Here is a 25,825-nt window from a genome sequence, read left to right as displayed (position 1 = left end):
CGAGCGCAACGCTCACAACTTCCCCCTCGACCTGGCTGCTGCCAGCGCCACCCCCGTGGCCCTGACCGCCCCGGCGATCGGCTGATCCAGCCCCTCCGGTTTTCCGGATACGGCGAACCCTCTGCGTAAGCAGGGGGTTTTTTCATGGCGACGCGATCCGGCTGCGCGAGGCTGGGCTTCTCCGTCGCTGTGCCAGCGTGGGCCGGCGGAACTCCGCTGCCGGCGGTTTCCCTCCAGCCCCAGCCTTCGCCCCATGACCGCTGACGCTGGCCCCGATCCCCTGCCCTCCTGGCGCGAGGGCAGCGTCAAGCGACGCCTGCTCGCGTTCGCCCTGGCGGTCAGCACCCCCGGGGACCCCGCCTGGGTGGCGCCCCAGGAGAGGATCGCCGTGTTCGACAACGACGGCACGCTCTGGTCGGAGCAGCCGATGTACGTGCAGCTGGCCTTCGCCCTCCAGCGCGTACGGACTCTGGTGGCGGACCGCCCCGAGCTGGCCCGCCATCCCCTGGTGGCGGCGGCCCTGGACGACGACATCAAGGCCCTGATGGGCCACGGCCTGGAAGGGCTGCTGGAGCTGGCGGCGATCACCCACGCCGGCATGACCGACGCGGCCTTCAGCGACCTGGCCCGCGCCTGGCTGCGGCAGGCCCGCCATCCCCGGCTGGGGGTGCCCTACACCGGGCTCGTCTACCAGCCGATGCTGGAACTGCTGGCGCTCCTGCGGGCCCGGGGGTTCCGCAGCTGGATCGTGACCGGTGGCGGTGTCGAGTTCGTGCGGGTGTTCGCCGAGGAGACCTACGGCATCCCTCCGGAGCGGGTGATCGGCTCGACGCTGCAGCTGCGCTACGGCGAGGAGAACGGCCAGCCGACGGTCTGGCGCGAAGCCATGGTCGATTCCATCAACGACGGGGAGGCCAAGCCGGTGGGGATCGCACGGGCCATCGGCCGGCGCCCGATCGCGGCCTTCGGCAACTCCGACGGCGACCTGGCGATGCTGCGCTGGACCACCGCCGGTCCCGGCCAGCGGCTGGGGTTGCTGCTGCACCACGATGACGGCGAGCGGGAGGTGGCCTACGACCGCGCCTCCCCCTTCGGCCGCCTGGATCAGGGCCTGGAGCTGGCCGGGCGCCACGACTGGAGCCTGGTCAGCCTGCGGCGTGACTGGGACCGGATCTTCCCCTCACCTCCAACCCAGGACTGACCCGGATGCGCAGGCCCTCCTCCACCTGGTACGCACGCCAGAAGCGGCGGCGTGAATCGCCGTTCTTCCGGCTGCTGGACCGCTCCTTCGGTTTCCGGGTCCTGATGGCCGCCGCGCTGTCCTTTGCGTTGCTGGCCGTGGTCAACCGTTTTGAGAACTGCTATGCCAAGGCCGGCCAGGCCGATTGCCTGACCAGCAATTTCCTGGAGATCATCAGCGTCGGCACGGTCGAATCGTTCAGCATCGTCACGGCGGCGATCTTCTATCTGCTCGAAGCCGGGCAGCGCAAGGAGAAAGAGCACCAGGAGATGTTCGAGCTGCTGCTGGCCCAGCGTCAGGCCGGGGCCTCCAACAGCCTGGGCCGCCTGCGGGCCCTGGAGATGCTCTCCGCCGATGGCCTCTGGCAGGACGGCTTCGATCTGGGGGGCGTGGATCTCGAAGGTCTGAGGATCCCGTTCAGCCGTTGGCGCGGTGCCAACTTCTCCGGCACGGTGCTGCGCAACGCCGATTGCCACGGCGCTGATCTGGCCGAGGCGGATTTCAGCCGCGCCGATCTGAGCGGGGCCAATTTTCGTGGCGCCGATCTGCGCGGGGCCAACTTCACCGGGGCCGATCTGAGCCGGACGGATCTGCGGGGCGCCAGGGTCGATGGCGCGGAGTTTCGGGGCGCCCAGCTCAGCCGGACGCTCACGGACGGTCCGCTACCGGGTCAGGAGGCTGCAGCGGGCGCCGAGGAGGGCTGATCCTGGTTCAGGCGACCAGCCTGGTGAGCGCGTCCTGGGGGAGCGAGGCGTTGAGGAAGGACAGGCCCACGTAGGTGTTGAAGCCGGTGTTTCGCACCCAGCGAACCTTGGAGCGCAGGGTCACCTTCGAGCCGGCGTCGTAGTTGCGGGCTTCGAAGATGACGGTGTCGTCCTCCTGAACGTCCAGGCTGCCCTGACGCAGCACGCAGGCCCCCTGTTCGCTGACATCGCGGAGATTGACGAACACCGATTGCTTCGTGGCCAGGGTGAGGCTCACCGAGACGCCGACAGGGACGTGGTGACGTGTGCTGGCACGCTTCCCTTCGGGATGCTGATCCTGTGACATGAAAAGGGCACGGCACGCCCCTGCCATGAAGCGAGAACAGGGGGAGTGCCAATTCTAGGTCCGGTTGTTGTCTGCGTCACCACCTCTTCGCCTGGTTTCTGCGATCTGCCGCGATGGGGCCGCCAGAGCATCGGCTAGGGTGAAGCGATCCGGCAGAAGCCGGCGAACCTGTTGTTCGCCTTCGTCGGAGCCAGCACCGAGCCGCCCCGCGCTTCCTGGGGTCGGTCCACCAGGTCCAACGTCGGTCCATAAGGTCCAACATCGACTGCCGTGTGCGATTCCCCGCGGGGTATCGGCAGTCTCCCGGTGCGAGATCCATATCCCCCTGTCCACTTTTCCGATGAACACCCTCTCCAGGCGCCCGTCCGGCGCGACCCGCCCCATCCCCGGCGCCGCCGCCTCCGGCCGCGGTCCCCATGCCTACCCCTGCTGCCCCCTGGCGGCCAGGCCGCACCGCCACGACCCGGCCCAGCATCCCCTCACCTGGGAGGACCTGCTCGGCCGGCGCTGACTCAATCGTCGTCGTCATCACGGTCGCGCCGCTTCTCCAGCACGTAGACGCGGCCGTCGGGCGTCACCAGCCGTTTCCCCTCCTCACGGGAGGCACGCCAGCGATCGCGTGCCTCCGCGGCGCGCCGGGCCTGCCGGGCCGCCTGCCGGGCCTGCCTGGCCTGGGCCGCCCGCACCTTCGGCGCATAGGTGTTGCGGTACCAGTCGTCCTGGACGAACAGGACCGGCACGTTGCAGGCCTGGTACAGCGCGCAGTAGCGGCCCCAGTCGCGGGCCTGCTGGGGGGGCACCCTCAGATAGATGGGCTCGATCGAGGACGGGTTCCAGCGGTCGCTGCCCAAGGGCTGCCAGCCGATCACCGGGCCGTAGCCGAGCACCGGCGGTGGGGCCTGGTTGCCGATGCTGATCCGGCCGTAGTACCCGGACTGCCCCAGGGGCACGGTCAGGGAGGTCTGGGCCTGGACCGGGGCGTAGACGATTCCGGCGCCGCAGACCACCACCAGGGCGGCGTGGAGCAGGCGGGAGGAACGGCTGATCATGGTCGAAGCTCCGTGGCCCCACCAGGAAAACGCCCCCGTATGACTCAGCCCTGACCGGGGCGGGGGCCATCTGTGACCGGACGTGACAGCTCCATGCCGGTGGCGTGGATCCGGGAGAGCCCAGCGGCGGCCCGCACCACCAGGGTGTGGCGCTCCACCAGGGCCGGCAGGTCGTCGTAGCCCCCGCCGATGACGGTGGCCACCGGCAGGCGGCGCCGCAGGGCGGCATCGATCACCAGTCGGTCGCGCCGGTACAGGCCGTCGTCGCTCAGCTCCAGCCGGCCGAGGCGGTCGTCCCGGTGGGGATCGACGCCGGCGTTGTAGAGCACCAGATCCGGACGCACCTGATCCAGCAGATCCGGCAGGGTCCGCTCCAGGGTCCGCAGGTAGGCGTCATCTCCGACGCCGTCCTCCAGGGCCAGGTCGAGGTCGCCCTTCTGCTTGTGCAGGGGGAAGTTGCTGGCGGCGTGCATCGAGAAGGTGAACACCCGGGGGTCGCCTGAGAAGATCGCCGCCGTGCCGTCGCCCTGGTGCACGTCCAGATCCACCACCAGCACCTGCCGCACCAGACCCTCGGCCAGCAGCACCCGGGCCGCCACGGCGCAGTCGTTGAAGATGCAGAAGCCGCTGCCGTGCAGGGGGAAGGCGTGGTGGGTGCCGCCCGCCAGGTGGCAGGCCAGACCGTGGCGCAGGGCCAGCCGGGCCGTGAGCACGGTGCCCCCCACCGCCAGCCAGCTGCGCCGCACCAGGGGCTCCGACACGGGCAGGCCGATGCGGCGCACCTCCTGGGGGGTCAGCAGCCCCCGGGAAAAGGCCTCGTGGTACTGGCGGCCATGCACCTGCTCCAGCCAGCGGCGCGGCGCCGGCAGGGGCTGGTGGATCTGCCCCGGGCGGGCCAGCTCCAGCTGCTCCAGCCGCTCCTTCAGCAGCCGGAACTTCTGCATCGGGAAACGATGGCCGCTGGGCAGGGGGACCGCGTAGGCCGGGTGGTAAACCAGCGGAGGCCCCATCAGTCCGGCGACAGCGGCTCCAGCAGACCGTAGGGGGTGTAGCGGCGCTCGATCCGGCAGAGGGGGCCGCCGGCGTCCCCCGATTCGATCCTCTCGGATCCGAGGCTCTCCACGCCATGGCGCAGCACGATGCGCCGGCGCCGCTCGCCGTGGACGACGCAGAGCTCGGCGATCCAGGGCCAGGGACCCATCCGGTCCATGCCCAGGCTCCAGTGGCCGGCTGCGCTGATCTGCATCGCCGCCGGCGGCTCGCTGAAGCGCATCGGCACGACGCGGCCGGTGTTCAGGTAGGTGAGGGCGGCTTCGATCGTGCCGTCCTCATCGCTCACCCGCAGCCGGGTGGGGAAGCGCTCGATCTCGCGGCCGTCGGGGTCGAGCCGGTGGAACAGGCCCTCCCAGCAGCCGCCGTTCGCCTCCAGCAACCTCTGGCGGGGCGGGGCGCTCAAGGGCATGGCCGACGGGACAACGGGATCCAGCATGGCGACAACAGCCCCGCCGGCGCGGGCTGCGCTCGAGGGGTCAGCGCTCAGCCGAGGGTCGGCGCTCAGCCGACGGCCAGGGGTCGGCTCTGGGCCTGCCGTGGCGGCGCCGGCAGCCGGGTGCTCACCAGCCAGGCCAGACCCACCAGCAGGGCCGAGCTCCACAGGCAGGCCTGCAGGCCGCCCACCAGGAACAGGGCACCCGAGAGCACCGTGCCGAGCAGGCGGCCGCCGGCGTTGGCCATGTAATAGAAGCCCACGTTCAGGCTCACCGATTCGGCATCGGTGTAGGCCAGGATCATGTAGCTGTGGATCGAGGAATTCATGGCGAACACCACCCCGAAGGCCGCCAGTCCCACCACCACGGCCACACCGGGATTCCCCACCTCGCGCCAGAGGGCGATGGCGATCAGGGCCGGAATGGCGGTGAGCAGTCCGCTCCAGAAGGTCACGGCGGAGACGCCCGGCGGCGCGGTCTGGCCCCAGCGGCGCCGCAGGGCCGGGGCCGATCCCTGCACGATGCCGTAGCCGATCACCCACAGGCCCATGAAGCCGCCCACCTCCCAGTAGCGCCAGCCGAGGGTGGTCTGCAGGAACACCGGCAGGGCCACCACGAACCAGACATCCCTGGCGCCGAAGAGGAAGAACCGGGCCAGGGAGATGCGATTGATGCCGGGGGACTTGGAGAACAGGGAGCGGAAGGCGGGCTTCTGCTTCATCTGGCCGATCTCCCCGGGCAGCACCAGGGTCAGCAGGAAGGCCAGGAACAGTCCCGCCGCCATGGCGCCGACGGCGGCGTTGAAGCCGATCGTGGCCAGCAGCAGGCCGCCGAGGAAGAAGCCCACCCCCTTGAGGGCGTTCTTGGAGCCGGTGAGGACCGCCACCCACTGGAACAGCTGGCTCTCGCCCTTGTCGTGGTCGTCGGGGGTTTCCGGAACCACGGACTTGATGGCGCTTTTGGCGCTCATCTTGTTGAGATCCTTGGCGATGCCGCTGAGCGCCTGGGCCACCATCACGTAGGCCACGCTCCACCATTTCGGCCAGCTGTCGGCGACGGGCACCAGCATCATCAGGGCCGCCACCTGCATCAGGGTGCCGGCCCAGAGGGTGAGGCGCAGGCCGAAGCGGGCCCCCAGCCAGCCGCCGCAGAGGTTGGTGACGATGCCGAAGAACTCGTAGAAGAGAAACAGGAAGGCGATCTCCAGCGTGCTGTAGCCCAGCGAGCGGAAGTGGAACACCACCAGCATCCGCAGGGCGCCGTCGGTGAGGGTGAAGCACCAGTAGTTGGCCGTGACGATGGCGTACTGCTGCAGGGCCGTGAGCGGCCGGCCGGAAAGGGTCGGAAGCATGGGCCGCTCACTCCGCCCGGGCGGCGTCCAGGGCGACCACATGGCAGGCCAGATCGGCCATCCGGCAGCTGTAGCCCCACTCGTTGTCGTACCAGGCGTACACCTTCAGCTGGGTGCCGTTGATCACCATCGTCGAGAGGGCATCGACGATCGAACTGCGGCTGTCGTTGAGATAATCCACCGACACCAGGGGCCGCTCCTCGTAGCCCAGGATGCCCAGCAGGGGGCCCGCCGCCGCCGCCGCGAAGGCGCCGTTCACCTCCTCCACCGTCACCGGGCGCTCCAGCTCGAACACCGCATCGGTGAGCGAGGCATTGAGCAGGGGCACCCGTACGGCGTGGCCGTTGAGCTTGCCCTGCAGCTCGGGGAAGATCATGCCGATCGCCTTGGCCGAGCCGGTGGTGGTGGGGATCAGGCTCTGGCTGCAGGAGCGGGCCCGGCGCAGATCGCTCTTGAAGCTGTCGATCACCACCTGGGTGTTGGTGATGTTGTGCAGGGTGGTGATCGAGCCGTGGCGGATGCCGAAGCTCTCGTGCACCACCTTCACCACCGGCGCCAGGCAGTTGGTGGTGCAGGAGGCGGCGGTGAGAATCCGGTGCCGTTCCGGCACGTAGGTGCCGTGGTTGATGCCGAAGACGATGTTGGGGATTTCGATGCCATCCAGCTTGCCTTTCACCGGGCAGGCCACGATCACCCGCTTCACGCCGCCCTGGTGCAGGTAGGGGGCGAGGGCCTCTGGCGTCTTCACCTTGCCGCTGCACTCGAGCACCAGCTCCACCCCCGCTTCCTGCCAGGGCACCAGCGCCGGATCGCTGCCCCGCGACCAGCCAACCCGGCGCCCCTCCACCGTGAAGCCCCCGCCGTCGGCCTCGGCCGCCACCGCGTGGCTCCAGCGGCCGTGCACCGAGTCGAATTCCAGCAGGTGGGCGGCGCCGGCGGCGTCCCCGGCGCTGTCATTAACGTGAACCAGCTCCAGGCCCGGCCGCCCCCAGAGGGCGCGGAACACCAGGCGACCGATCCGCCCGAACCCGTTGATGCCGATCCTCACAGCGCCTGCCGCGACAGGCCCCTAACCTCGCATCAAGCAGAGTTGATCGATTTATGGCCGGGTTAAGGACTGCCGCCGCTCCGCCGAGTCCCGGCGCTTCTGGGCCGATCGCCAGCGCGCCTGCCCCCCTGGAAGCCGAGGAGGCGCGCCTGCTGCTGCGGGCCCTGTCCGACCCGATCCGCCTGCAGGTGATCGAGGCCCTGGGCAGCGGCGAGCGCTGCGTCTGCGACCTCACCACCGACCTGGGCCTGGCTCAGTCGAAGCTGTCGTTCCACCTCAAGGTGCTGAAGGAAACAGGCCTGCTGACCGACCGCCAGAGTGGCCGCTGGGTGTACTACCGCCTGCAGCCGGAAGCCCTGGAGCGCCTGCGGGGCTGGCTCGCCGCCCTGGCGGCCAGCTGCACCGCCCCGGCCGAACCCTGCGGCTGAGGGGCCGAACGGCGTCATGCTGGAGCGCAGCACCGGTGCTCCCCATGCTGCGCTTCCTGCTCAACGTCCTCTGGTTCGTGCTGGGGGGCTTCGTGATGGGCCTGGGCTGGTGGCTGGCCGGCCTGGTGGCGGCGATCACGATCGTGGGGATTCCCTGGGCCCGGGCCTGCTTCGTGATCGGCAATTTCTCCTTCTGGCCGTTCGGCTACGAGGCCGTCAGCCGCCGGGAGCTCACCGGCCGCATGGACTTCGGCACCGGTCCGCTGGGGCTGGTCGGCAACGTGATCTGGTTCCTGCTGGCCGGCTGGTGGCTGGCCATCGGCCACCTCAGCGCCGCGGTGGCCTGTTTCGTCACGATCGTGGGCATCCCCTTCGGCATCCAGCACATCAAGCTGGCCCTGATCGCCCTGGCCCCGATCGGCATGCAGGTGGTGCCTGTGCGGCGCTAAGGGAGGGTCAAGGCCACGGAGCCCTTGGTCGGATCGAGGGTTACCCCCCCTGCTCGTTCTGGGGGTTGCTGGTTCCTCCCCCCGATTCTGAATGCTCTGGATCCGCCGTTCCTGGTTGTTCTGGATCGGTCGGTGGAGGATCGGTCGATTCGGTCGATGTGGGGTCTTTCCATGGGTCCGCCCATCGGATATCCACGAATGACTCGACAGCAGCAAGTTGCTTAGCAGCCTCTTGAAAGACCGCTTGGGTTTTCGTGAGTGTGTCAACGCGTTTCCCTAGTTGATCTAGCAATGCAGCGGCTCCTCTGCCTTCAATACTCTGGGTTCTTGAATTATACGGAATGACAGCTAAAACTTCTTTTCCAGAACGAACAGTGAGCGTGCCAAAGCCAAAAGCACTCTTCGCTTTATCAAATTTCCCATCATTGACGGTTACATCCGGATCTGGAATGCCCGCTTGCTTAAGCATGGAGGGAAGATCTGTGACGGGAAATGATGGCTTGCCGGAACTAGGGGTACGTTCCAGGACGGCAGTATACAGTTTGCCAACGGTGTCTTGATTCAGTTCTTTTTTGATGTCACTGGATAGCTTCTGGTCATCCCCAATAGTCTTCCCCAAGGCGCCAATCATGCTTTCCATTCTGGCGTCAGAGATCAATGAGGATTGTCTGGCGAAGCTGGCAGGAACAGCCGCAGGCCTTCCGTCGGCGATCCACTGCTCAGACACGGCATCCATCACGCTGTCGAACACTTCACCTTGTGAAGCATTTTTGCCTCCCTCGATCTCCCCTACCCGTAAACCTCCTGCTGTAAAAATTCCACTAAGTTGCTCGTCGAGAGGTTCCTCTATGAGATCAAGATCATTAAAAAGATTAGATAGATCGCGCCGCTCATCTAAAAAGGTGCTCAAAGTCCCGATAGCTGCCTGCTCCGAAGAATCTGCGTCTGGGTTCGCATATCTATTGAGCCATTCAATAGCTCTACCAAGGTCATCGTTTGAGATGAGCCCGTCTTGTGCGGTTAGCGTGAGGATGTCGGTGTCGTTGTTGTTGTTTTGCTCAGATGCAGGTACAAGCTGGATGCCTTCAGCATTCTCGGATGTTGTATCGGGAGGAGATAGGTAGATTGTGACATTGTCAGAAAACGCGTGCCTGATCTCAGCGAGGAAACGTTCTGAGCTGATCATGATGGATGATACTCGTCGGGATGGGTTTTCTCAGGGTTATTTCGAGGCGCCGATTACTGAACTGAGACTCACAGGCTCAACTGTAAATTGAAGCGTTGGAGAAATTGATAGATAAAATTGATTCGGCTTCCCCGTTAGCGTGACGGATAAAGGGGTGGCCTGGGTCGGGATAGTAATCGTCTCAAAATCTAGGCTCGGTGATTGTGGCTTCCACTCTTCTCCTCCCCCTGGAATATGAGGGTCTGTAGGGATTATCTTGTAGGAGATGGTACTGTAGGTTCCAGTGAATGTGATGTTGTTGCTGTGGGTCAAGAGAACGGCCTTGGGCAGACCTCCATTGAAATTGAGCGTGAAGACGGAAGGATTAGCAGCTGAGGGTTGCATGTTGGCTTTTGGGATAAGGGAGCCCGAATCCACGGAAATGCATATTTCTCCCCAAGTCACTTCAACTCCGGCCTGGGGGTGCCCCTCTACTAAGCTATACCCTGGTGGCTGGAAAGTGAGTTCAAATGTCATATAAGCGGCTGGACGATCCTGTAGCTGGACAAACGCGTAACTCTGGATAGCATCATGGACACGATCGCGAATCTGCAACACAATCTTCGGGTCATGGTAAAATGGTGGGCCCATAAGTTGCGAGATGGGCCGCAGGTCCAGGTAGATGGGAACCTTGGGGTCGCCCTTTGGTTCTCCGCCTTCACAACTGGCGCCCCCACTACAGATGTAGTGTTCATCGCTGTCTTGCACAATGCTTGCGAAGCTGCTTTGCATTTGATTGTCGGTCTCGTTGGAGGAGCCACCACCGATGGAGCCACCTGACCCCATGACCTTGACTTTTGCATTCGCTTCCCAGGCTTGGGAATAATTCACACCTTTCTCCACCATCTGGCTCATCTGATCCTCGGAAAAGCGGTATGTGCCCGAACCTTGGCTACCGTAAGTAAGTGCATACGCATAATGCGTGCCCCAAGTTTCAATAAAATCAGTCAGCATTTGGTCTGACAGCGTGCCGGCCTCCAAGCCATCCAGTAAAAATCCAATCGCTTCCTTGAAATTGCCGGATAAAGGTAGGTCGATCTTGTTAACCACTACAGCGTATTCAATGTGACTATATTGACTCTGGGTGAACGCGGTCTTATTCGCCTGCATGCTGTTGAACTTCGTCATATCCGAGTTGGAGCTGTTGTAGCTGAATGACGCTTCAACATCAACAAAACCGTAGCTGACGTCAACAGAGCCTGAGACGTTAAAGCCAGTGGATCGCTTCATCGCGTTCATGAGATCGCGACTCGTGCTGATCATGGTTGTCACAGTGTCATCATTGCTGTAATCTGTGAGGTCGAAATACCAGCCCCAAGGTAGGGACAGCGCTCCTGTTGCTTTCCACCAATTTCTGGAGGACCTGGATGGCAAAGCAAATATGTCAGGCCTGTCAGTATATTGATGCTGATAGTCAAGATAGGGCAGCTTCTTGACATTCCAGCTTCCGGTCAGATAGTAGAGCGGTTCGAAATGTTCCTGAGCTGTGAAGGAGCTGCCCCAAGGTGTAATGTCAGGATCGTGAAGTTCGTCCGGAGTCGGAACCTTCAAGCGATAACAGGTGAGGGGGTTGTTGCCTGAGGGAAGATCTGGGTAATGGTCAGTTTCGCTGATGTCCGTTCCGCTGGAGTCAGTCTTGGTGATCAAAAAGCCTAGCACTTCGCCGCAGGCCGGGTCATTGAACGACAGAATGGTCGTGCCTGGGCTCGGCTTGACTCCGCTGTCGCTGCGGAGGATGTCAACCTTGTACTTGGCAGTCAGCCATTTACCTTTAGTGCCATCCTTGCCATCGCGAAAGCGCGGACCTGGAATGAGAGTAAGTTGACCCAATAGGCGCCCATCTGAGACGATAAACTTCTTGCCATTGTCTTCAATGAAGGCGTAGTATGGATAGGATTCATACGTGCCGTGTTTTGATATATCAACGTCTGGGATGTCGAGTTTTTCGGGTTCCGCCTTGTAGTCGCGTATGGCATGGCGATATTGTTGATAAACTTTGCCAGCAGGGAAGTAGCCATCGTCCGCTTGGGACTGACCTTGCGCAGGACCTGTTGTCATGGACGCCTATTGGATAAATCATGACAACTATGCTGTGAACTTCTGTGGCCTTTCTATCGTTGTTGTGAGTTGTAACGGATTAATGAGCCGTTTTGGGCTGCTCCCGGCAGCGCTCCTCTTCCTGTGCTGTGTCTCGATCGTTTTGTAGTGGAGGCCGCAGACAAAAACCACCCCAGTCTCGGCGAAGTGTTCTTCCGGTACAGAGAGTGTGCGCGGCCAGCAGGAGCGAATCGGCACTAATTTCTCTCCGGCATCTTCAACTAGAGGCGCTGCCGCTGGCCCTAATGCTGCAAGCGATCACGGCATTTACTTCGAGCGCATGTTGTAGACGAAGGCTTCTCTTAAGTCGTAAGTACAGGCCGATGGCGACCTGCTGCGCAGCTCGTTTGTCTGGCTCAATCCCGATGCTCCTGTGTGGCACCCGGCCGCGGCCTCCATCAACCGCAACTGGCTGCTCAACGAGGCCCTCCTGGCCGGCTCCCTTGATCTGCTTCTGGCTTCATCGGAGGCCAAGCTGTTTCTGAGCTCTGAGCTTCGATCGGTGCATGGAACCCTGTTCTGGCTTTCCCAGCCAGCAGATTGACCGCCCCAGCCGAAAGGGGGAAGATGCCGTCGTCTCTGAAGGAGCCGGCCGGCTGCTCCGCTAGTTGAACGGCAAAGGGGGGGCGCCAGCGGATGGTTTTGGCGTTCGCGCCGGTCACTCAGGATGGCGCGTTCACCCCAAGGGGCAAACCAGACAACACGAATCGCCCTCAGGGACTACGACGCCTGGGACTTCGCGAGCGTCTTCCGCCTGGCCTGCAGGTGGTGCCGGTGAGTCGCTAGTCCAGAGCTGGAGCCAGGCCAAGGGCGGCGGCGGCCTGCCGCATCCGCCCGTCGAAGCTGGCCAGCTGGGAGCAACGGCTGTGCAGGGCCACCGCCAGGTGCAGGGCATCACCGGCGCGCAGTCTGAGCGAGGGATCCTGCAGCAGCTCAGCGGCCTGGCGGAATCGGTCCCGGTCGAGGGCGCGCAGTTCCACCCCGCCCTGCAACAGACGTTCGAAATGCTCTCCGGCGATTCTGCGGGCTTCCGGGCTGAGCCCGTGGTGGCGCTGCTTGAGGCCGAGGGCGCTGTGGGTTTCGGTGATCAGCCAGTCGCTGCTGATCAGGGTGTCGCGGCACTGCTCCAGCCATTCCAATGCCCCCGGGCTGGACGCTTCCGGGGTCAGCAGGGCAACCACGACGCTGGTGTCCAGGTAGATCACGGCTGGGGCGACCTCACCAGCGCTCCTGGTCCCGGCACGCTTCGATCACCGATGGGGTGATCGGCATGGTGGCCTGCAGCTGGCGCAGGTCGGCGGCCAGGGCGCGGCGATCGAGTCGTTGCAGGGGCTCCAGGCTCAGTCGGCCGTCGGCTCCGACGACGATCTCGATCGGGTCGCCTTCCCGCAGCCCGGCCTGACGCAGGCACTCGGCCGGGATCCGGACAGCCAGGCTGTTGCCCCAGCGGCGGATCGCCTGCTGGGCGCGCCGGCCAGGTTCCTCGGCTCGTTGACTGGGCTGGGATGGTGCCAAGGCGTCCAGCACGGCCGGTGCCGGCGGGATGTAGATACACGACTCTACATGGCTTGCTCGGGCTTCGAGCCCCGGATCCGCCCGAGTCCACCAACGCCCCCTGATGGATTCGAACCATCGACCGGCTGCTTAGAAGGCAGCTGCTCTATCCAGCTGAGCTAAGGGAGCACGGTGCGCATTGTGCCAGCGTTCGGTGGCCAGGCCACTCCGGTAGCCCCCCCTACAGTGGACGACCGCGCTTGAACCGTTCCATGGCCGCCACCCGGCTCAGCGACAGCCAGAAAACCGAGCTGGTTGGGCGATTCCGGGAGGGTTCCAGCAGCCAGCAGCTGGCGGACAGCTACGGCTGCAGCGCCAACACGGTCATCCGCGTCGTTCGCACGGAACTCGGCGACGAGGAGTACGAGCGCCTGAAGGCGGAGCGCTCCCGCCGGCGCAGCCGGACAGCCACAGGCGATGCCGACCCGGCCGCTGCCCCGGACACCCTGCAGACGGCCCTCGCCATCAGCACCCCCGAGCCGGAGCCCGCCCCCGAGCCGGAGGCGGCGCACGAGCCGGATCCCGAGCCGGAAGCGCTGGCTGAGCCGGAGCCCGCCCTGGAGCCCGCCCCCGAGGCGACCACCACGGCCCGCAGGACCCTGCCAGCCCCGCCCCGCCGCCTGACGGTGGCGGCCCCGGCGCGTGCCGAGGCGGTGGCGGAGGACGGTCCCGCCGTGCTGGCCATCGAGGATGCCGACGACTTCGGCGCCGATGACGACGATCTGCTCACCAGCGACGACGGCGACGACGAGGGCTCCGACGACGGGGCCGAGGGGGAGATCAACCCGTTCCAGCCGATCCCCGTCGTGCTGCTCGATGACGGCGCCCCGGCGGGGGCCGACGGCCGGCTCCAGCCCCTGGCCAGCGCCGCCCTGCCCTCCAGCGCCTACATGCTGGTCGACAAGACCGTGGAACTGCAGGCCCGGCCCCTGAGCGAGTTCCCGGAGCTGGGCCGGCTGCCGGACGCCGAGCTGGAGCGCCAGGCCCTGGTGGTGTTCCTCAACCCCCGCCAGGCCAAGCGCCAGTGTGGCCGCACCCAGCGGGTGATCAAGGTGCCCGACCTCAAGGTGTTCGAGCTCACCGCCCCCTACCTGCTGGCCCAGGGCATCAGCCGGGTGGTGATCGAGGGTTCCCTCTACGCCCTTCCCGGCAGCTGAGGCCTCAGCCCTCGTCGGCCGGGCCGTTGCCTGGCAGCAGCAGGGCGGCGCTGGCACCGCCGCTGATCACCCCCAGCACCAGGGCCACCCCCACGATGAAGCCCGCCGGCAGCGGGGCGCTGCGGGCGAAGCCGAAGCGCAGCTGGGGCCGCACCTCCAGGTTCTGGGCCCCGAGGCAGAGCAGGGTCAGCAGCAGGGTGCCGCCCAGCAGGCTGCCGCACAGGAGGCGCAGGCGCAGAAGCATCGGGGGGTCGCAGGACCGGCTGCCTCAGTCTGACGGCTCGCGGTGCAGCAGGGCATAGAGGTCCCGGCGGCTGTGGCCGCTGCGCTCGGCCAGGGTGCGGGCGGCCTCCCGGTTGCTGAGGCCGCCCGCCACCAGCTCCCCAAGGGCGCGGCGCAGGTCGGCCTCGTCCCAGACGGGGGCCGCCGCCGGGGGGGCGCCGCCCAGCACCAGGGTGCATTCCCCCTGGGGCGGGGTGCGTTGGAAGTGCGCCAGGGCCGCCGCCACCGTGGGGCCCACCTGCTCCTCGTGGCGCTTGGTGAGCTCCCGCGCCACCTGCAGGGGCCGGTCGCCGAGCACCGCCAGCAGGTCCTCGAGCAGGGCCAGCAGCCGGTGGGGCGCCTCGAACAGCACCATCGTGCGCTCCTCCCCCGCCAGGGCCTCCAGCCGCTGGCGCCGGGGGCCGCCCTTCGGCGGCAGGAAGCCCTCGAAGCAGAAACGGCCTGTGGGCAGGCCGCTGCTCACCAGGGCGGTGGTGATGGCGCTGGGGCCGGGAACACAGATCACCTGGCGGCCAGCGGCCCGGGCGGCGGCCGCCAGCTCCTGGCCGGGATCCGACACCCCCGGCAGGCCGGCATCACTGATCACGGCGATCGCTTCGCCCGCCTCCAGGGCCGCCAGCAGCTGGGGGATGCGGGCCGTCTGGTTGTGCTGGTGGAAGCTCAGCAGCGGCGCCTTGATGCCGAGGTGGTGCAGCAGCAGGCCGCTGCGGCGGGTGTCCTCGCAGGCGACCCGGTCGGCCCCCGCCAGCACCCGCCGGGCCCGGGGGGAAAGGTCGTCGAGGTTGCCGATGGGGGTGCCCACCAGATAGAGAACGCCGGCGGCGGGTTCGTGCTCCTGCACCGATTCCTGCACAATGCCGTTTTCCGGTCTCCATGATGCCGTCTTCCTTCGCCCTGCCCGACGGCATCGGCCGTGAGCCCCTGCTGGCGGAACTGCGCCGGCTGGCCTGGGGGGCGGCCGACATCCTGCGGGCCTATGCCCGCGGCGAGCAGCCCCCCTACGGGTTCCCGCCGGCCATGAGCGTCGACCACGGCGGCGAGGGGCCGGTCTCGGCGGCGGATCTGGCGGTCAACCGCTGGCTGCTCGACGGCCTGGCGGCGGCCTTCCCGGCCGCGGGCTGGACCCTGCTGAGCGAGGAGACCGCCGCCGAGATGCTGGTGCCGGGCCAGCCCCTGGACGCCGAGTGGCTGTGGATCCTCGATCCCCTCGATGGCACCAAGGACTTCCTGCAGGGCACCGGCGAGTACGCCGTCCACCTGGCTTTGGTGCGCGGCCAGCGGCCCGTGCTGGGGGTGGTGCTGCTGCCGGAGCCGGAGGAGCTCTGGTTCGGCCTGGTGGGGGCGGGCGACGCCGGCACGGGCGGTGAGGCCTGGCGCGAGAACCGGGCTGGTGAGCGCACCCCCGCCACCCTCAGCGGCCGCGGCGAGGAACTGGTGCTGGTGGCCAGCCGCAACCACCGCGACGACCGCCTGGAGCAGCTGCTGGCCCAGCTGCGGCCGGCCCGCAGCACGGCGATCGGCAGCGTCGGCGGCAAGGTGGCCACGATCCTGCGGGGGGAGGCCGACCTCTACATCTCCCTGTCGGGCCGCAGTGCCCCCAAGGACTGGGACATGGCCGCCCCGGAGGCGGTGCTGGTCGCCGCCGGCGGCGCCTTCAGCCATGCCGATGGCCGGCCCCTCACCTACAACAGCGGCGACGTGCGCCAGGCGGGCTGCCTGATCGCCAGCCACGGCCCGGCCCACGCCGATCTCTGCCGCCGGGCGGCGGCGGCGATGGCGCTGATCGATCCGGGTTTCGCCGTCTGAGCGGGGGCCCGGCCGCACGGCCAGGCCCCCGCAGCGATCAGACCGCCGCCGGCTCCTGCTGGGGAACGCCCCGCAGGGTGAGGTTGATGCGGCCGCGGTTGTCGATCTCCCGCACCCGCACCGTCACCTGGTCGCCGACGTTGACCACGTCCTCCACCTTCTCGACCCGGGCTTCGGAGAGCTGGGAGATGTGGATCATCCCCTCCTTGCCGGGCAGGATCTCGACGAAGGCACCGATCGGGATCACCCGGGTGACCGAACCGTTGAACACCTCACCTTCGCTGACGCGACGGGTGAGGCCCTCGATGATGCGCTGGGCCTCCTCGGCGGCGGCGCCGTCATGGCTGGCGATCGTGACGATGCCGCCGTCCTCGATGTCGATCTTGGTGTTGGTGCGCTCGGTGATGCCCTTGATGGTGCGGCCGCCGGGGCCGATCACCGTGCCGATCAGTTCCGGATCGATGCGGAAGCTGAGCAGGCGCGGGGCGTGGGGGGAGAGGACGTCGCGGGGCTTGTCGATGGCCTCGAGCATCTTGCCGAGGATGTGCAGCCGGGCCGGACGGGCCTGGTTGATCGCGTCGGCGATGGTCTTGACGGCCAGGCCGGAGATCTTCATGTCCATCTGCAGGGCGGTGATGCCCTTCTCGGTGCCGGCCACCTTGAAGTCCATGTCGCCGAGGAAGTCCTCGATGCCCTGGATGTCGGTGAGGATGCGCACCTCCTCGCCCTCCTTGATCAGACCCATGGCCGCGCCGCTCACCGGGGCCGCCAGGGGCACGCCGGCGTCCATCAGGGCCAGGGTGCTGCCGCAGACCGAGCCCATCGAGGTGGAGCCGTTGGAGCTGAGGCACTCCGACACCACCCGCAGCACGTAGGGGAAGCTCTCCTTGGAGGGCAGCACGGGGATCAGGGCCCGCTCGGCGAGGGCGCCGTGGCCGATCTCGCGCCGACCGGGGGAGCGCATCGGCCGCGTCTCACCGACCGAATAGGGGGGGAAGTTGTAGTGGTGCAGGTAGGTCTTCTCGCTGATGGGGTTGAGGTCGTCCATCTCCTGGGCGTCGCTCGGGGTGCCGAGGGTGGCGCAGGAGAGCACCTGGGTGAGTCCCCGCTGGAACAGGCCCGTCCCGTGCACCCGCTTGGGCAGCACGCCGACGGCCGCCTGGATGGGACGCACCTCGTCGAGGCTGCGGCCATCGACCCGCTTGCCCTCGACGATGATCTGCTGGCGCATCAGTTTCTTGGTGAGGCCCTTGTAGGTGTTGCCCAGCAGCTTGCCGTTGCTGCTCACGGCCACCTTGATCGGGTCCTCGCCGCCGAGGGCGGCGATCTTCTCGCCCACCTCGGCCTTGATGGCGTCGAGTTTCTCGTCCCGTTCGGCCTTGGTCTGGCCGAACTGCTTGAGCACCTCACCGATGCCCTTGGCGCATTCCTTCTCCAGGAACTCGGGCAGGGCGGGGTCTTCGCTGCGCTCCTCGGGCAGCACCTGCTCGATGCCGAGCTCCTTGAGCAGGGCCAGCTGGGCACGGATCAGTTCGCCCACGGCTTCGTAGCCGAAGTCGATGGCCTCGATCACGTCCTGTTCGGGCAGCTGGTTGGCGCCCGCTTCCACCATCACCACGCCGGAGGGGGTGCCGGCCACCACCAGATCCAGTTCGCTGCGCTCGATCTCGCGGAAGCTGGGGTTGAGCACGAAGTCGTCACCCAGCAGGCCGACGCGCACGGCGGCCATGGGGCCCATGAAGGGGATCTTCGCCAGCAGGGTGGCCATCGAAGCGCCGGTCACGGCGAGCACGTCGGGCGGAACCCGCTCATCGAGAGACATGCAGGTGGCGACGATCTGCAGGTCGTCCCGCAGCCAGCCCGGGAACAGGGGCCGCATCGGCCGGTCGATCAGGCGGCAGGTGAGGATGGCCCGCTCGGGGGGGCGGGCCTCACGGCGAAAGAAGCTGCCCGGGATGCGCCCGGCGGCGTAGAGACGCTCCTCGTAATCGCAGATCAGCGGCAGGAAATCGATGCCTTCCCGGCCTTTCGAGCGGGTGGCGGTGACCAGAATCGCTGTATCGCCGCATTCCACCATCACCGAGCCCCCGGCCTGGGGCGCAAATCGGCCGCTGGTCAGCCGGATCTCCCGACCATCGAAGGAGATCGACTGAGTGTGTCCTTGCACTGGGCGTTATGTCCGTTTTGTTGTCGCCGACCATTCTCGCATCCGCCGTTCCAGGCCATGAAGAAGGCGCCCTCGCGGGGCGCCTGATGCGACCGAAAGCCGTTGCGGCGGCTGGGCTGGAGCCCCCGGCTCACCAGCTGGACTTGACCACGCCGGGAAGCTCACCCTTGTGGGCGCGCTCGCGCAGCTGGTTGCGGCACAGGCCGAAATCGCGGTAGTAGCCGCGGGGCTTGCCGGTGGCCCAGCAGCGGTTGCGGATGCGGTTGGGGGCGCTGTTGCGGGGCAGCGACTGCAGCTTGCGGTGGATCTCCAGGCGCTCCATCGGATCGCCGGCCGCATCGAAGGCCTCCTTGAGGGCGGCACGGCGCGCTGCGAAGCGCTCCACGATCTTGCGGCGCTTCACGTCACGCGCGATCATCGACTTCTTCGCCATGCGGCCGGAGGAGGGGGAAACTTCAGCCCGCCATCGTACCGTCTGGCCCGCCCCGTTCACCCAGGCCGACCCGGGTCAGGGGCCCGGGTGGCTGGGGCAGAGATCGGCCAGGCCGCAGCCGGCGCAGCGGGGCTTGCGGGCCACGCAGACGGCCCGGCCATGGAAGATCAGCCGGATCGAGAGGGTCTCCCACTCCGGCCGCGGCACCAGCTTCATCAGGTCGGGTTCGATCTTCTTCGGGTCGCTGTGGCGGGTGAGGCCGAGCCGGTTGGCCAGCCGTTTCACGTGGGTGTCGACGGTGACGCCGGCGTTGATGCCGAAGGCGTGGGCCAGCACCACGTTGGCGGTCTTGCGGGCCACCCCCGGCAGGGGCAGCAGCTCCTCCATCGATGCCGGCACGTCCCCGCCGTGGCGTTCCATCAGCAGGCGGGAGGCGGCCACGATGTGCTTCGCCTTGTTGCGGTAGAAGCCGGTCGACTGCACGTAGGGCTCCACGGCGTCGCTCTCGACGGCGGCGGCGGCGGCCGCATCCGGAAAGCGCGCGAACAGGGCCGGGGTCACCTTGTTGACCCGCTCATCGGTGCACTGGGCCGAGAGCATGGTGGCCACCAGCAGCTCCCAGGGGGTGCGCCAGTCGAGGGAGCAGGTGGCCTCCGGGTAGAGGACGCCGAGCCGCTCGAGGATCAGGGGCGCCCGGGTGCGGGGGCTGGGGAAGCGGGGCACCTCAGCGGCTGAGCAGCTGCTGGATGGCGGGCAGCTGGCTGGTGTCCTTGACGATCAGCACCAGGGAGAGGCCCACCAGGAAGACGAAGCCCGATTGCATGAAGGCCATCTGGTAGCGGTCGGCCAGGGGCCGGCCCCGCACCCCCTCCAGCAGCAGCAGGGCGAACTGGCCGCCGTCCAGCAGGGGCAGGGGCAGGGCGTTGAGCACCGCCAGGTTGATCGAGATCAGGGCGGTGAACAGGAACAGGCTGCTGCCCCCCTGGCTGGCCAGGGAGGCCCCCATCTCGACGATCTTCACCGGCCCCGACACCTGGGGCGCGGTTTCGCCGAAGTGGGTGAGCAGGGTGCCGAAGCCCTCAACCGTGCGGCGGGTGAGCGCCATGAAGTCGTGGTTGGCCTGCAGGATCGGCTCCAGCGGGCTGGTGGGTGCCCGGAAGGATTCGGTGCCGTTCGGCTGCAGCTGGGCGCCGATGCGGCCGATGCCGCTGCTGTCGGTGGGGGTGAGGGGCAGTTGCAGGAGGGTGCCGTTGCGGTCGGCCTGCAGGCGCAGGGTGCGGCCGGGGGCGTCCTTGATGCGCTCCACCATGGCCATCACCGCGTCCTGGCCGCCGGCCAGGGGGGTGCCGTCGACCGCCACGATGCGATCGCCGGGCTGGAGGCCGGAGCCGGCCGCCGCCTGGCCGGGCTGCACGGCGGCCACCACCACACCGGGGGTGGTGCTGAAGCCGGAGGGGATGCCGAGCACCAGCCCCTGGGCCAGCAGCACGCTCCAGGCCAGCAGCAGGTTGGCGATCACGCCGGCGGCGATCACCAGGGCCCGCTGGGGCAGGGGCCGGTTGCCCATCAGATCGGGATCGTCGGCGGCGATGCTGCTGTCGTCCTCGTCGTCGGGGAAGGCCACGAAACCACCCAGGGGGATGGCCCGCAGGGCGAACAGGACGCCGCGCCGTTTTCGCTGGATCAGGGCGGGCCCGAAGCCGATCGAGAACCCGCTGACCCGGATGCCCTGCCAGGTGGCGGCGAAGAAGTGGCCGGCCTCGTGCACCACGATCAGGCCCGCCAGGATCGCCAGCGCCGTCAGTACACCCATTCAGTTTTCCGGCTCTATTGGCCCCATTCTGCGGGAACCGCCGCGGCACCGGGACGCTGGCGCTGCCGGAGGGGAGGGATAGCATGCCTTTGTCGATGGGCGGGTCTGCCTGCATGGCCGAGCAACAGACCGGTGGGCAACCAGCCGGTGAGCAACCGACCGGTGAAGAGCCTGAAGAACTGCGCACCTCCCTGCGCCACGCCCTGCCCGGGGGTGTCTCGGCCAGCATCCGGCTGTCCACGGGCCGCACGGTCTACGTGACGGTGGGCGACGTCAGCCGCACGGGCGCCTGCGTGGTGCGCCGGGGATCCCTGGAGGTGACGGCCGATGAGGAGGTGCTGCTCGACATCAGTGACTACGAGCAGCACCAGAGCGTCTCCCTGCCGGCGCGGGTCCAGTGGGTGAACAGCCGCAGCTACAACACCCTGGTCGGGCTGGCGTTCAGCGATGGCCCCCTGCTGCCCGGCACCATGCTTGACCAGTACTTCGACCAGACCCTGCAGACGCGCGGCAGCGTCGACGGCTGAGCCCGGAGGGCGAAATCGTTGCCGACCCTTCCGCAGCCCCGTGCTGCCTGCGCCCTCCGTGCTTAGGATTTCCGGATCGGCTGCATGGATGTTCAGCCCACCGTCGGTCCTGCCGTGAACGCCAGATTTCTGCTCCACCTCCTGACCACCGCGCCGAAGCGGCGCCAAGGTCAGGCGGGTTTTTCGATGATGGCCGGCATCCTGGTGCTGCTGGCCCTGGTGGTCGGCACCGTGGGGCTCTCCAGCCTGGTGGCCAGCAACCTGCTGGGCAGCCGCGAGCAGGGCTCCAGCAGTGAGGCGCGCAGTGCCGCCGAAGCCGGCATCGACGAGATCATCGCCACCTGGAACCAGCCCCAGAACCGCAAGCTGCTGGTGTCGGGCCAGGCAATGAACACCTGGGCCGGCTCGACCACCACCCTCCAGAGCCCCTGCGTCACCACCGACGGCACCGCCACCAGGCCAGGGGGCACCGGCCAGCCCACGGCCCAGGCCAAGAGTTTCGGCGACGGTGAGTTCCGCGATCTGGCCGATCCGAGCAAGACCAACAGCGGCGACCGCCAGTTCGCCCTGGTGCGCGTCACCTACTCGGCCGGTCCCTCCGGCAATACGAACCGCCGGGCGATTTCGGTGGCCTCCACCAAGACCGGCGGGGTGACCACGGTGGGACCAAGCTTCACCGGCAACTTCAGCGACCTGATCAACCTTGACGACCCCGACGGCACCGGCGCAGCACTGCCGGGGTCCAACGGGGGCTTCATCACCGTCGAGGTCCAGGGGCGTGTGATGCGGGGGGGCACAGCCGTGGCCACCGCCACGGTGACCCGTGAATTCGAGGTGCTGCCCAAGTGCTGCGGGGCCTCCTTCGGCTCGAATGCGGCCACCAACCTGGGCTCCGACAAGCGGGCCTGCGGCGTCGAGTTCGGCCTGATCACCGGCATCAACGGCGGCACCCATTTCTCCTACTGGGCCAACGACCGGTTCACCACGGTGAACAAGGCCAACCAGGTGGTGAACATCACCAGCATGATCGGCATCGTCAACAAGGGCGACACCACCTTCGACCGCGCCAACTGGCGGGTAGCGCCGAACAGCAAATCGGTGAACAGCGCCGCGCTCGGTACTCCCGACGATGCCAGCTGGTGGGGCAACATCAACTGCCCCCAGTGCGGCACCGCCAGCGACAAGCTGGGCCGCAGCATCTCCGGCATTCCCATCATCCCCGGCACCATCGCCCTGCCGACGATCGGCAGTGAGACCACCGCCGGCAACTACTACTACACCTGGAGTCCCAACGGCTGGGCGGCCGCCACGATCGCCAGCACGTACAACTTCCCTGCCAGTGCTCTGACCAACACGTCAACCTCGACGGCAAGCGTCACGGCGAATGCCTTCAACCCCAACCCGCTCATGCAGCTGCAGAGCTCGGGGGCGGCATGGCGATTCACCTTCCGCACCAACACCCCTACCGCCCCCACGGCTGTCAATCGCCCCAGGGTGGAGGTCTGCACCCTCGCCACGTGCACCAGCACGTCCTGGGAGAATGTGTCGGATGATCGCATCGCCGATGATTTCAACGGCGGCACCTATTCCGGCAACACCGGCAACACCAATGTGACTCCCGCCACCGCCCAGTGGCTGCACCCTGACACCGGCGCCGTGCTGGGGCCCTGGGTGGAATCCGACACAACCCAGAGCACCACCGCCGGCAAGGTGCGCATCGCCGCGGCCACCGATTTCGGCGACTCCAGCAACGCGCTGCGCTTCGGCAGCGCCGACGGCACCAAGTCGACGATCAACACCGTGAGCGTCCGGCGCGGCATCAACCTCACCGGTTTCGAGACCTCCGGTCCGCGGCTGAAGTTCCAGGCCAGAGCCTTCAACTTCGATGCGGCTGACATTGTCAGCGTTCAGGCCTCCAGCAACGGTTCCACCTGGGTCACGATCGGCACCATCACCACCGCCAGCGCCAACACGGCCCGGACCTACATCACGGATCCGATTGCGACGGCCCAAGTGGGTGCCAATACCCGCATCCGCTTCGTGAACACCACGGAACTGGCGGCCGATGAAACAGTCACCATCGATAACCTGCAGCTGGCCCCCCGGGGCGGTGTGAACAGCTTCTGCGAGTACACCGCCACCTCCCCCCAGACGGTCCTGCCAGGGTTCCACTGCGTCGGACCGCTCATCAACCTCAACAGCGGTGGCGGCGTGAGGATGGACACCACCGGTGGGCCGATCTCCTTCTATTACAGCCAGACCAATGATATCCGCGGTTCCACGTTCGGAAATCCGCTGATCTCCACCAGCGACACGGCCACGATCCAGCATTTCCGCTGCGCCACCCTTTCCGATAACTGCACCACAGAGATCCCCGATTCCGATCCCTATTCGGATGTGGGGGTTCCCGATCGCCTCAACTTCTTCGGACGTGATAACGGCTCCCTGACCGGAACGCCCGGCCAGCAATTCATCACCATGGCCGCCACCGGAACGGCCACAGGCAAGATCTCCCGTGCCTGGTTCTACTTACCCTGGGGCAACCTGCGGCTGAGGTCCGATGGCTGTCAAACCGGTGTTGATCCGCCGGGCTTCGCCACCAACCCCAACAACTGGAGCATCAACGGCAGGATCTGGGTGAGCAGCTTCCGGCCCTGCGGCGCCTTCCACTTCCGGATTCCGCCGTCTTCCTCGGTGGGCCTGTCGGCGGCGTTCTCCACCGGTTTCAACCCCGACTACGTCCAGTGGACCGGCGTTGACTGGGTGGCGCGGGCCGTCTCCTCCTCCCGCAACTACCAGTGATGGCCGCCCCGGCGCGCCACGGAACCTCCAGGGTGTGGGCCCGCCAGCCCCGGGTCTGGAGGGCCGGGGGTTTCACGATCGTCGAACCCCTGGTGCTGGTGATCCTGCTCGCGATTGTCGTTTCCGGAACGGCGGTGGTGCTCACCAGCGTCAACCGGTCGTCGGCGGAAGCCCGCCGGGTGGTGACGATGGATGAGGACATCGATTCCCAGCTCGCCGAGATCAAGCAGCTCAGCGGTCGGCTCACCTGCTGTTCCTCCGTCTGCACCGTGACGCCTCCCACCGTTGTCGGCGCCACTGCGAACTGTGCCACGGCGAATCCGCTCGATTCCCGTTACTTCTATCCCCAGCGGGACGACCCCGCCACCACCGCCACCATCGCCGGCACCAGCCCGGCCACCTCCGATGAGCGGGCCGCCGTCGACCAGCTCTGCGCCAGCGGGGCCTTCCTGAACCCCCTGGTGACGGCGGTGAATGCCCTGGCCCAGCCCGCAGGGGTGACCCGGACCGCCGCCGCCCAGGCCAACAGAACCATCCGTGTCATCTACACCGACACGGTCAATGCCCGGGTGACCCGGGTGGCCAACATCACCCCGCCGATGGCCCGCTGGTGCCCATGAGAGCGCTCCTGCCGAAGGCACCCGTCGCTGGCCTTGCCCGTGGGTTCACGGTGGTGGAGCTGATGGTGACGGTGGCCATCATCGGTGTGGTCAGTTCGGTGCTGTTCACCGTCTCCCAGGACAGCTGGCGCCGCGAGCGCGCCAACGCCGCCACGGTGGAGCTCGCCGCCTGGCTGGATCAGATTTCCCGCTCCCCGGAGCAGAACGGCGTCAGCTGCCAGGTGACCGTGAACACCGGCACCCTGGCGCCCGGGGCGGTGCTGGCCTCCGTCAACCCCACCAACTGCGCCACCGAGGCTGACGTGCGACTGCCGGGCATCAACATCAACCAGAACTTCCAGGTGGCTGCGTCGGTGGCGACGACGCTGACCTCCACGGGCACCCTGCAGTGGTGGTTCACCCCCCGCGGGGCGATCAGCACCACCGCACCTGCCGTCAATGCCGGCAGTGCCGCCACCGACATCAGCGTTCGCATCAGCGTGGCCGGCCAGGTGCCGGTGCGCTGCGTGCGGCTCTCCGGCACCCTCGGCCTGCAGCGCATGGGCCGCAACAACGCCACCGGCAACCCCAACACCGACTGCACCGACTGGAGCGTCCGTTGACATGAACCGAACCCGCCTACGCCCCGTGCGCCCCTCGGGCTTCACCCTGGTGGAGCTGCTGATCGGCACGGTCCTGGGGGGAATCGCGGTGGCCGCCGCCGCCTCGGTGATCGTCTCGCACCTCAATTCCACCAACGCCACGATCTGGTCGGTGCAGCTGCAGCGGGATCTGAGCAAGTTCAACTACCTGCTCAATTCCGAGGCCGTCGAGGCTTGCCGGATGCAGGCCGGCACGCCTCCCGCCAACGACACCGCCTGTGTGCCGGGCACCTTCGCCACCCCGCTCAGCTGTGCCACGGTCACCGGGCCTGCCACCAGCTTCAGCCTGCTGGTGCCCCTGGATGTGGCCAACGCCGACCCGGTGGAGCGGGTGATCACCTACCGCTTCGATGCCGGCACCGGCCGGGTGCTCAGGGATGGTCCGCGCATCCTCACCAGCGGCCGGCTCGACCCCACCGTCGCCAGCAACCAGAACAACGCCGTGGTGCTCGATGGCGTCACCGCCTTCACCCCCACCGTGTCGGCCGACTGCCGCTCGGCGACGATCGCCGTCACCCTGGCGGTGCCCACCTACGCCATCACCCGGAACCAGACGATCAGCGTGGCCGCCGGCGCCGCGCACTACATCCGCTGACCCA

The 25,825-nt window shown here is 67.2% G+C and carries 28 protein-coding genes and 1 tRNA gene; 12 read left to right on the top strand and 17 right to left on the bottom strand.

Annotated elements, in window-relative coordinates:
* The first annotated feature begins 253 nt into the window (after positions 1–253).
* Positions 254–1,201 carry an HAD family hydrolase gene (locus CJZ86_RS12000; RefSeq protein ID WP_094586169.1) on the top strand — a complete coding sequence of 316 codons (948 nt, stop codon included), beginning with the start codon at positions 254–256 and terminating at the stop codon, positions 1,199–1,201.
* Positions 1,202–1,206: 5 nt separating this feature from the next.
* Positions 1,207–1,944 (top strand): pentapeptide repeat-containing protein, encoded by a 738-nt coding sequence (locus CJZ86_RS11995; RefSeq protein ID WP_094586168.1) that lies wholly within the window; start codon positions 1,207–1,209, stop codon positions 1,942–1,944.
* Positions 1,945–1,951: 7 nt separating this feature from the next.
* Here the strand turns inward: CJZ86_RS11995 and CJZ86_RS11990 are convergent, their stop codons facing one another.
* Positions 1,952–2,290 carry a PilZ domain-containing protein gene (locus CJZ86_RS11990; protein ID WP_158219559.1) on the bottom strand — a complete coding sequence of 113 codons (339 nt, stop codon included), beginning with the start codon at positions 2,288–2,290 and terminating at the stop codon, positions 1,952–1,954.
* Between the two features lie 340 nt (positions 2,291–2,630).
* Here CJZ86_RS11990 and CJZ86_RS16995 point away from each other — a divergent pair, with 340 nt between their 5' ends.
* Positions 2,631–2,801 (top strand): hypothetical protein, encoded by a 171-nt coding sequence (locus tag CJZ86_RS16995; RefSeq protein ID WP_158219558.1) that lies wholly within the window; start codon positions 2,631–2,633, stop codon positions 2,799–2,801.
* Position 2,802: 1 nt separating this feature from the next.
* Here CJZ86_RS16995 and CJZ86_RS11985 read toward each other — a convergent pair whose 3' ends face one another.
* The 5 genes from CJZ86_RS11985 to CJZ86_RS11965 all read right to left on the bottom strand — a co-directional run bounded on the left by CJZ86_RS11985 (position 2,803) and on the right by CJZ86_RS11965 (position 7,225).
* A complete protein-coding gene (locus CJZ86_RS11985; RefSeq protein ID WP_094586166.1) occupies positions 2,803–3,339 on the bottom strand; it encodes a hypothetical protein in 537 nt (178 codons plus the stop codon).
* A gap of 44 nt (positions 3,340–3,383) precedes the next feature.
* Complete coding sequence (locus tag CJZ86_RS11980) at positions 3,384–4,349, bottom strand: histone deacetylase family protein (RefSeq protein ID WP_094586165.1); 966 nt, start codon at positions 4,347–4,349, stop codon at positions 3,384–3,386.
* The gene (locus CJZ86_RS11975) at positions 4,349–4,801 is read right to left on the bottom strand and encodes a DUF3598 family protein (RefSeq protein ID WP_233133993.1); all 453 of its coding nucleotides are present in this window, start codon (positions 4,799–4,801) and stop codon (positions 4,349–4,351) included. The genes CJZ86_RS11980 and CJZ86_RS11975 overlap by 1 nt, the downstream gene beginning before the upstream one ends.
* 92 nt (positions 4,802–4,893) lie before the next feature.
* Positions 4,894–6,177 carry an organoarsenical effux MFS transporter ArsJ gene (gene arsJ / locus CJZ86_RS11970; RefSeq protein WP_094586163.1) on the bottom strand — a complete coding sequence of 428 codons (1,284 nt, stop codon included), beginning with the start codon at positions 6,175–6,177 and terminating at the stop codon, positions 4,894–4,896.
* Between the two features lie 7 nt (positions 6,178–6,184).
* Positions 6,185–7,225 carry an ArsJ-associated glyceraldehyde-3-phosphate dehydrogenase gene (locus tag CJZ86_RS11965; RefSeq protein ID WP_094586162.1) on the bottom strand — a complete coding sequence of 347 codons (1,041 nt, stop codon included), beginning with the start codon at positions 7,223–7,225 and terminating at the stop codon, positions 6,185–6,187.
* Between the two features lie 53 nt (positions 7,226–7,278).
* Here CJZ86_RS11965 and CJZ86_RS11960 point away from each other — a divergent pair, with 53 nt between their 5' ends.
* Positions 7,279–7,653, top strand: a complete 375-nt coding sequence (locus CJZ86_RS11960; protein ID WP_094586161.1) for an ArsR/SmtB family transcription factor — start codon at positions 7,279–7,281, stop codon at positions 7,651–7,653.
* A gap of 44 nt (positions 7,654–7,697) precedes the next feature.
* Positions 7,698–8,102, top strand: coding sequence for a YccF domain-containing protein (locus CJZ86_RS11955; protein WP_094586160.1), 405 nt, complete (start codon positions 7,698–7,700; stop codon positions 8,100–8,102).
* A gap of 40 nt (positions 8,103–8,142) precedes the next feature.
* Here CJZ86_RS11955 and CJZ86_RS16800 read toward each other — a convergent pair whose 3' ends face one another.
* From CJZ86_RS16800 to CJZ86_RS11935, 5 genes are all read right to left on the bottom strand, one after another.
* Entirely contained in the window at positions 8,143–9,288 is a 1,146-nt protein-coding gene (locus CJZ86_RS16800) for a hypothetical protein (RefSeq protein WP_143594146.1), read from the bottom strand.
* A 36-nt stretch (positions 9,289–9,324) separates the two neighbouring features.
* Positions 9,325–11,385 (bottom strand): MAC/perforin domain-containing protein, encoded by a 2,061-nt coding sequence (locus CJZ86_RS11950; protein ID WP_094586159.1) that lies wholly within the window; start codon positions 11,383–11,385, stop codon positions 9,325–9,327.
* Positions 11,386–12,206: 821 nt separating this feature from the next.
* Positions 12,207–12,629 (bottom strand): type II toxin-antitoxin system VapC family toxin, encoded by a 423-nt coding sequence (locus CJZ86_RS11945; RefSeq protein WP_094586158.1) that lies wholly within the window; start codon positions 12,627–12,629, stop codon positions 12,207–12,209.
* 13 nt (positions 12,630–12,642) lie between these two features.
* Positions 12,643–12,939, bottom strand: coding sequence for an AbrB/MazE/SpoVT family DNA-binding domain-containing protein (locus tag CJZ86_RS11940; protein WP_094586174.1), 297 nt, complete (start codon positions 12,937–12,939; stop codon positions 12,643–12,645).
* Positions 12,940–13,033: 94 nt separating this feature from the next.
* Positions 13,034–13,107 (bottom strand) — tRNA-Arg (locus CJZ86_RS11935).
* Positions 13,108–13,190: 83 nt separating this feature from the next.
* Here CJZ86_RS11935 and CJZ86_RS17130 point away from each other — a divergent pair.
* The gene (locus tag CJZ86_RS17130; RefSeq protein WP_198960130.1) at positions 13,191–14,135 is read left to right on the top strand and encodes a hypothetical protein; all 945 of its coding nucleotides are present in this window, start codon (positions 13,191–13,193) and stop codon (positions 14,133–14,135) included.
* A 4-nt stretch (positions 14,136–14,139) separates the two neighbouring features.
* Here CJZ86_RS17130 and CJZ86_RS11920 read toward each other — a convergent pair whose 3' ends face one another.
* Positions 14,140–14,379 carry a hypothetical protein gene (locus tag CJZ86_RS11920; RefSeq protein WP_094586156.1) on the bottom strand — a complete coding sequence of 80 codons (240 nt, stop codon included), beginning with the start codon at positions 14,377–14,379 and terminating at the stop codon, positions 14,140–14,142.
* 24 nt (positions 14,380–14,403) lie between these two features.
* The gene (rsmI, locus tag CJZ86_RS11915) at positions 14,404–15,258 is read right to left on the bottom strand and encodes a 16S rRNA (cytidine(1402)-2'-O)-methyltransferase (RefSeq protein ID WP_233133992.1); all 855 of its coding nucleotides are present in this window, start codon (positions 15,256–15,258) and stop codon (positions 14,404–14,406) included.
* A gap of 32 nt (positions 15,259–15,290) precedes the next feature.
* Between rsmI and CJZ86_RS11910 the strand changes: the two genes are divergently transcribed.
* Positions 15,291–16,223, top strand: coding sequence for a 3'(2'),5'-bisphosphate nucleotidase CysQ (locus tag CJZ86_RS11910; protein ID WP_094586154.1), 933 nt, complete (start codon positions 15,291–15,293; stop codon positions 16,221–16,223).
* Between the two features lie 37 nt (positions 16,224–16,260).
* On the opposite strand, the gene CJZ86_RS11905 is transcribed toward CJZ86_RS11910, so the two are convergent.
* The 4 genes from CJZ86_RS11905 to rseP all read right to left on the bottom strand — a co-directional run bounded on the left by CJZ86_RS11905 (position 16,261) and on the right by rseP (position 20,636).
* The gene (locus CJZ86_RS11905) at positions 16,261–18,390 is read right to left on the bottom strand and encodes a polyribonucleotide nucleotidyltransferase (protein ID WP_094586153.1); all 2,130 of its coding nucleotides are present in this window, start codon (positions 18,388–18,390) and stop codon (positions 16,261–16,263) included.
* A 130-nt stretch (positions 18,391–18,520) separates the two neighbouring features.
* On the bottom strand, positions 18,521–18,823 hold the full coding sequence (gene rpsN / locus CJZ86_RS11900) for a 30S ribosomal protein S14 (RefSeq protein ID WP_043325519.1): 303 nt from the start codon (positions 18,821–18,823) through the stop codon (positions 18,521–18,523).
* A gap of 75 nt (positions 18,824–18,898) precedes the next feature.
* Entirely contained in the window at positions 18,899–19,546 is a 648-nt protein-coding gene (gene nth / locus CJZ86_RS11895) for an endonuclease III (protein ID WP_094586152.1), read from the bottom strand.
* A 1-nt stretch (position 19,547) separates the two neighbouring features.
* Entirely contained in the window at positions 19,548–20,636 is a 1,089-nt protein-coding gene (gene rseP / locus CJZ86_RS11890) for an RIP metalloprotease RseP (protein ID WP_094586151.1), read from the bottom strand.
* 113 nt (positions 20,637–20,749) lie between these two features.
* Between rseP and CJZ86_RS11885 the strand changes: the two genes are divergently transcribed.
* From CJZ86_RS11885 to CJZ86_RS11865, 5 genes are all read left to right on the top strand, one after another.
* Positions 20,750–21,163, top strand: a complete 414-nt coding sequence (locus CJZ86_RS11885; protein WP_158219557.1) for a PilZ domain-containing protein — start codon at positions 20,750–20,752, stop codon at positions 21,161–21,163.
* Positions 21,164–21,277: 114 nt separating this feature from the next.
* Complete coding sequence (locus CJZ86_RS11880; RefSeq protein WP_143594145.1) at positions 21,278–23,965, top strand: type IV pilus modification PilV family protein; 2,688 nt, start codon at positions 21,278–21,280, stop codon at positions 23,963–23,965.
* On the top strand, positions 23,965–24,585 hold the full coding sequence (locus CJZ86_RS11875) for a hypothetical protein (protein WP_094586148.1): 621 nt from the start codon (positions 23,965–23,967) through the stop codon (positions 24,583–24,585). The genes CJZ86_RS11880 and CJZ86_RS11875 overlap by 1 nt, the downstream gene beginning before the upstream one ends.
* Positions 24,582–25,187, top strand: coding sequence for a prepilin-type N-terminal cleavage/methylation domain-containing protein (locus CJZ86_RS11870; protein WP_094586147.1), 606 nt, complete (start codon positions 24,582–24,584; stop codon positions 25,185–25,187). The genes CJZ86_RS11875 and CJZ86_RS11870 overlap by 4 nt, the downstream gene beginning before the upstream one ends.
* A 25-nt stretch (positions 25,188–25,212) precedes the next feature.
* Positions 25,213–25,821: a prepilin-type N-terminal cleavage/methylation domain-containing protein gene (locus CJZ86_RS11865; RefSeq protein ID WP_233133991.1), complete on the top strand. Its 609-nt coding sequence runs from the start codon at positions 25,213–25,215 to the stop codon at positions 25,819–25,821.
* Positions 25,822–25,825 lie beyond the last annotated feature (4 nt).

It is taken from the genome of Synechococcus sp. BO 8801, assembly GCF_002252675.1.
GTDB lineage: Bacteria > Cyanobacteriota > Cyanobacteriia > PCC-6307 > Cyanobiaceae > Cyanobium.
Note: the sequence above shows the minus strand (reverse complement) of the source record. Positions and strands in the feature narration are given on the sequence as shown.

Excerpts from the sequence above, each read along its gene's own strand:
- CJZ86_RS12000 (WP_094586169.1), top strand. The coding sequence starts at position 254 with ATGACCGCTGACGCTGGCCCCGATCCCCTGCCCTCCTGGCGCGAGGGC.
- CJZ86_RS11995 (WP_094586168.1), top strand. The coding sequence starts at position 1,207 with ATGCGCAGGCCCTCCTCCACCTGGTACGCACGCCAGAAGCGGCGGCGT.
- CJZ86_RS11990 (WP_158219559.1), bottom strand. The coding sequence starts at position 2,290 with ATGTCACAGGATCAGCATCCCGAAGGGAAGCGTGCCAGCACACGTCAC.
- CJZ86_RS16995 (WP_158219558.1), top strand. The coding sequence starts at position 2,631 with ATGAACACCCTCTCCAGGCGCCCGTCCGGCGCGACCCGCCCCATCCCC.
- CJZ86_RS11985 (WP_094586166.1), bottom strand. The coding sequence starts at position 3,339 with ATGATCAGCCGTTCCTCCCGCCTGCTCCACGCCGCCCTGGTGGTGGTC.
- CJZ86_RS11980 (WP_094586165.1), bottom strand. The coding sequence starts at position 4,349 with ATGGGGCCTCCGCTGGTTTACCACCCGGCCTACGCGGTCCCCCTGCCC.
- CJZ86_RS11975 (WP_233133993.1), bottom strand. The coding sequence starts at position 4,801 with ATGCCCTTGAGCGCCCCGCCCCGCCAGAGGTTGCTGGAGGCGAACGGC.
- arsJ (WP_094586163.1), bottom strand. The coding sequence starts at position 6,177 with ATGCTTCCGACCCTTTCCGGCCGGCCGCTCACGGCCCTGCAGCAGTAC.
- CJZ86_RS11960 (WP_094586161.1), top strand. The coding sequence starts at position 7,279 with ATGGCCGGGTTAAGGACTGCCGCCGCTCCGCCGAGTCCCGGCGCTTCT.
- CJZ86_RS11955 (WP_094586160.1), top strand. The coding sequence starts at position 7,698 with ATGCTGCGCTTCCTGCTCAACGTCCTCTGGTTCGTGCTGGGGGGCTTC.
- CJZ86_RS16800 (WP_143594146.1), bottom strand. The coding sequence starts at position 9,288 with ATGATCAGCTCAGAACGTTTCCTCGCTGAGATCAGGCACGCGTTTTCT.
- CJZ86_RS11950 (WP_094586159.1), bottom strand. The coding sequence starts at position 11,385 with ATGACAACAGGTCCTGCGCAAGGTCAGTCCCAAGCGGACGATGGCTAC.
- CJZ86_RS17130 (WP_198960130.1), top strand. The coding sequence starts at position 13,191 with ATGGCCGCCACCCGGCTCAGCGACAGCCAGAAAACCGAGCTGGTTGGG.
- CJZ86_RS11920 (WP_094586156.1), bottom strand. The coding sequence starts at position 14,379 with ATGCTTCTGCGCCTGCGCCTCCTGTGCGGCAGCCTGCTGGGCGGCACC.
- CJZ86_RS11910 (WP_094586154.1), top strand. The coding sequence starts at position 15,291 with ATGATGCCGTCTTCCTTCGCCCTGCCCGACGGCATCGGCCGTGAGCCC.
- rpsN (WP_043325519.1), bottom strand. The coding sequence starts at position 18,823 with ATGGCGAAGAAGTCGATGATCGCGCGTGACGTGAAGCGCCGCAAGATC.
- rseP (WP_094586151.1), bottom strand. The coding sequence starts at position 20,636 with ATGGGTGTACTGACGGCGCTGGCGATCCTGGCGGGCCTGATCGTGGTG.
- CJZ86_RS11885 (WP_158219557.1), top strand. The coding sequence starts at position 20,750 with ATGGCCGAGCAACAGACCGGTGGGCAACCAGCCGGTGAGCAACCGACC.
- CJZ86_RS11875 (WP_094586148.1), top strand. The coding sequence starts at position 23,965 with ATGGCCGCCCCGGCGCGCCACGGAACCTCCAGGGTGTGGGCCCGCCAG.
- CJZ86_RS11870 (WP_094586147.1), top strand. The coding sequence starts at position 24,582 with ATGAGAGCGCTCCTGCCGAAGGCACCCGTCGCTGGCCTTGCCCGTGGG.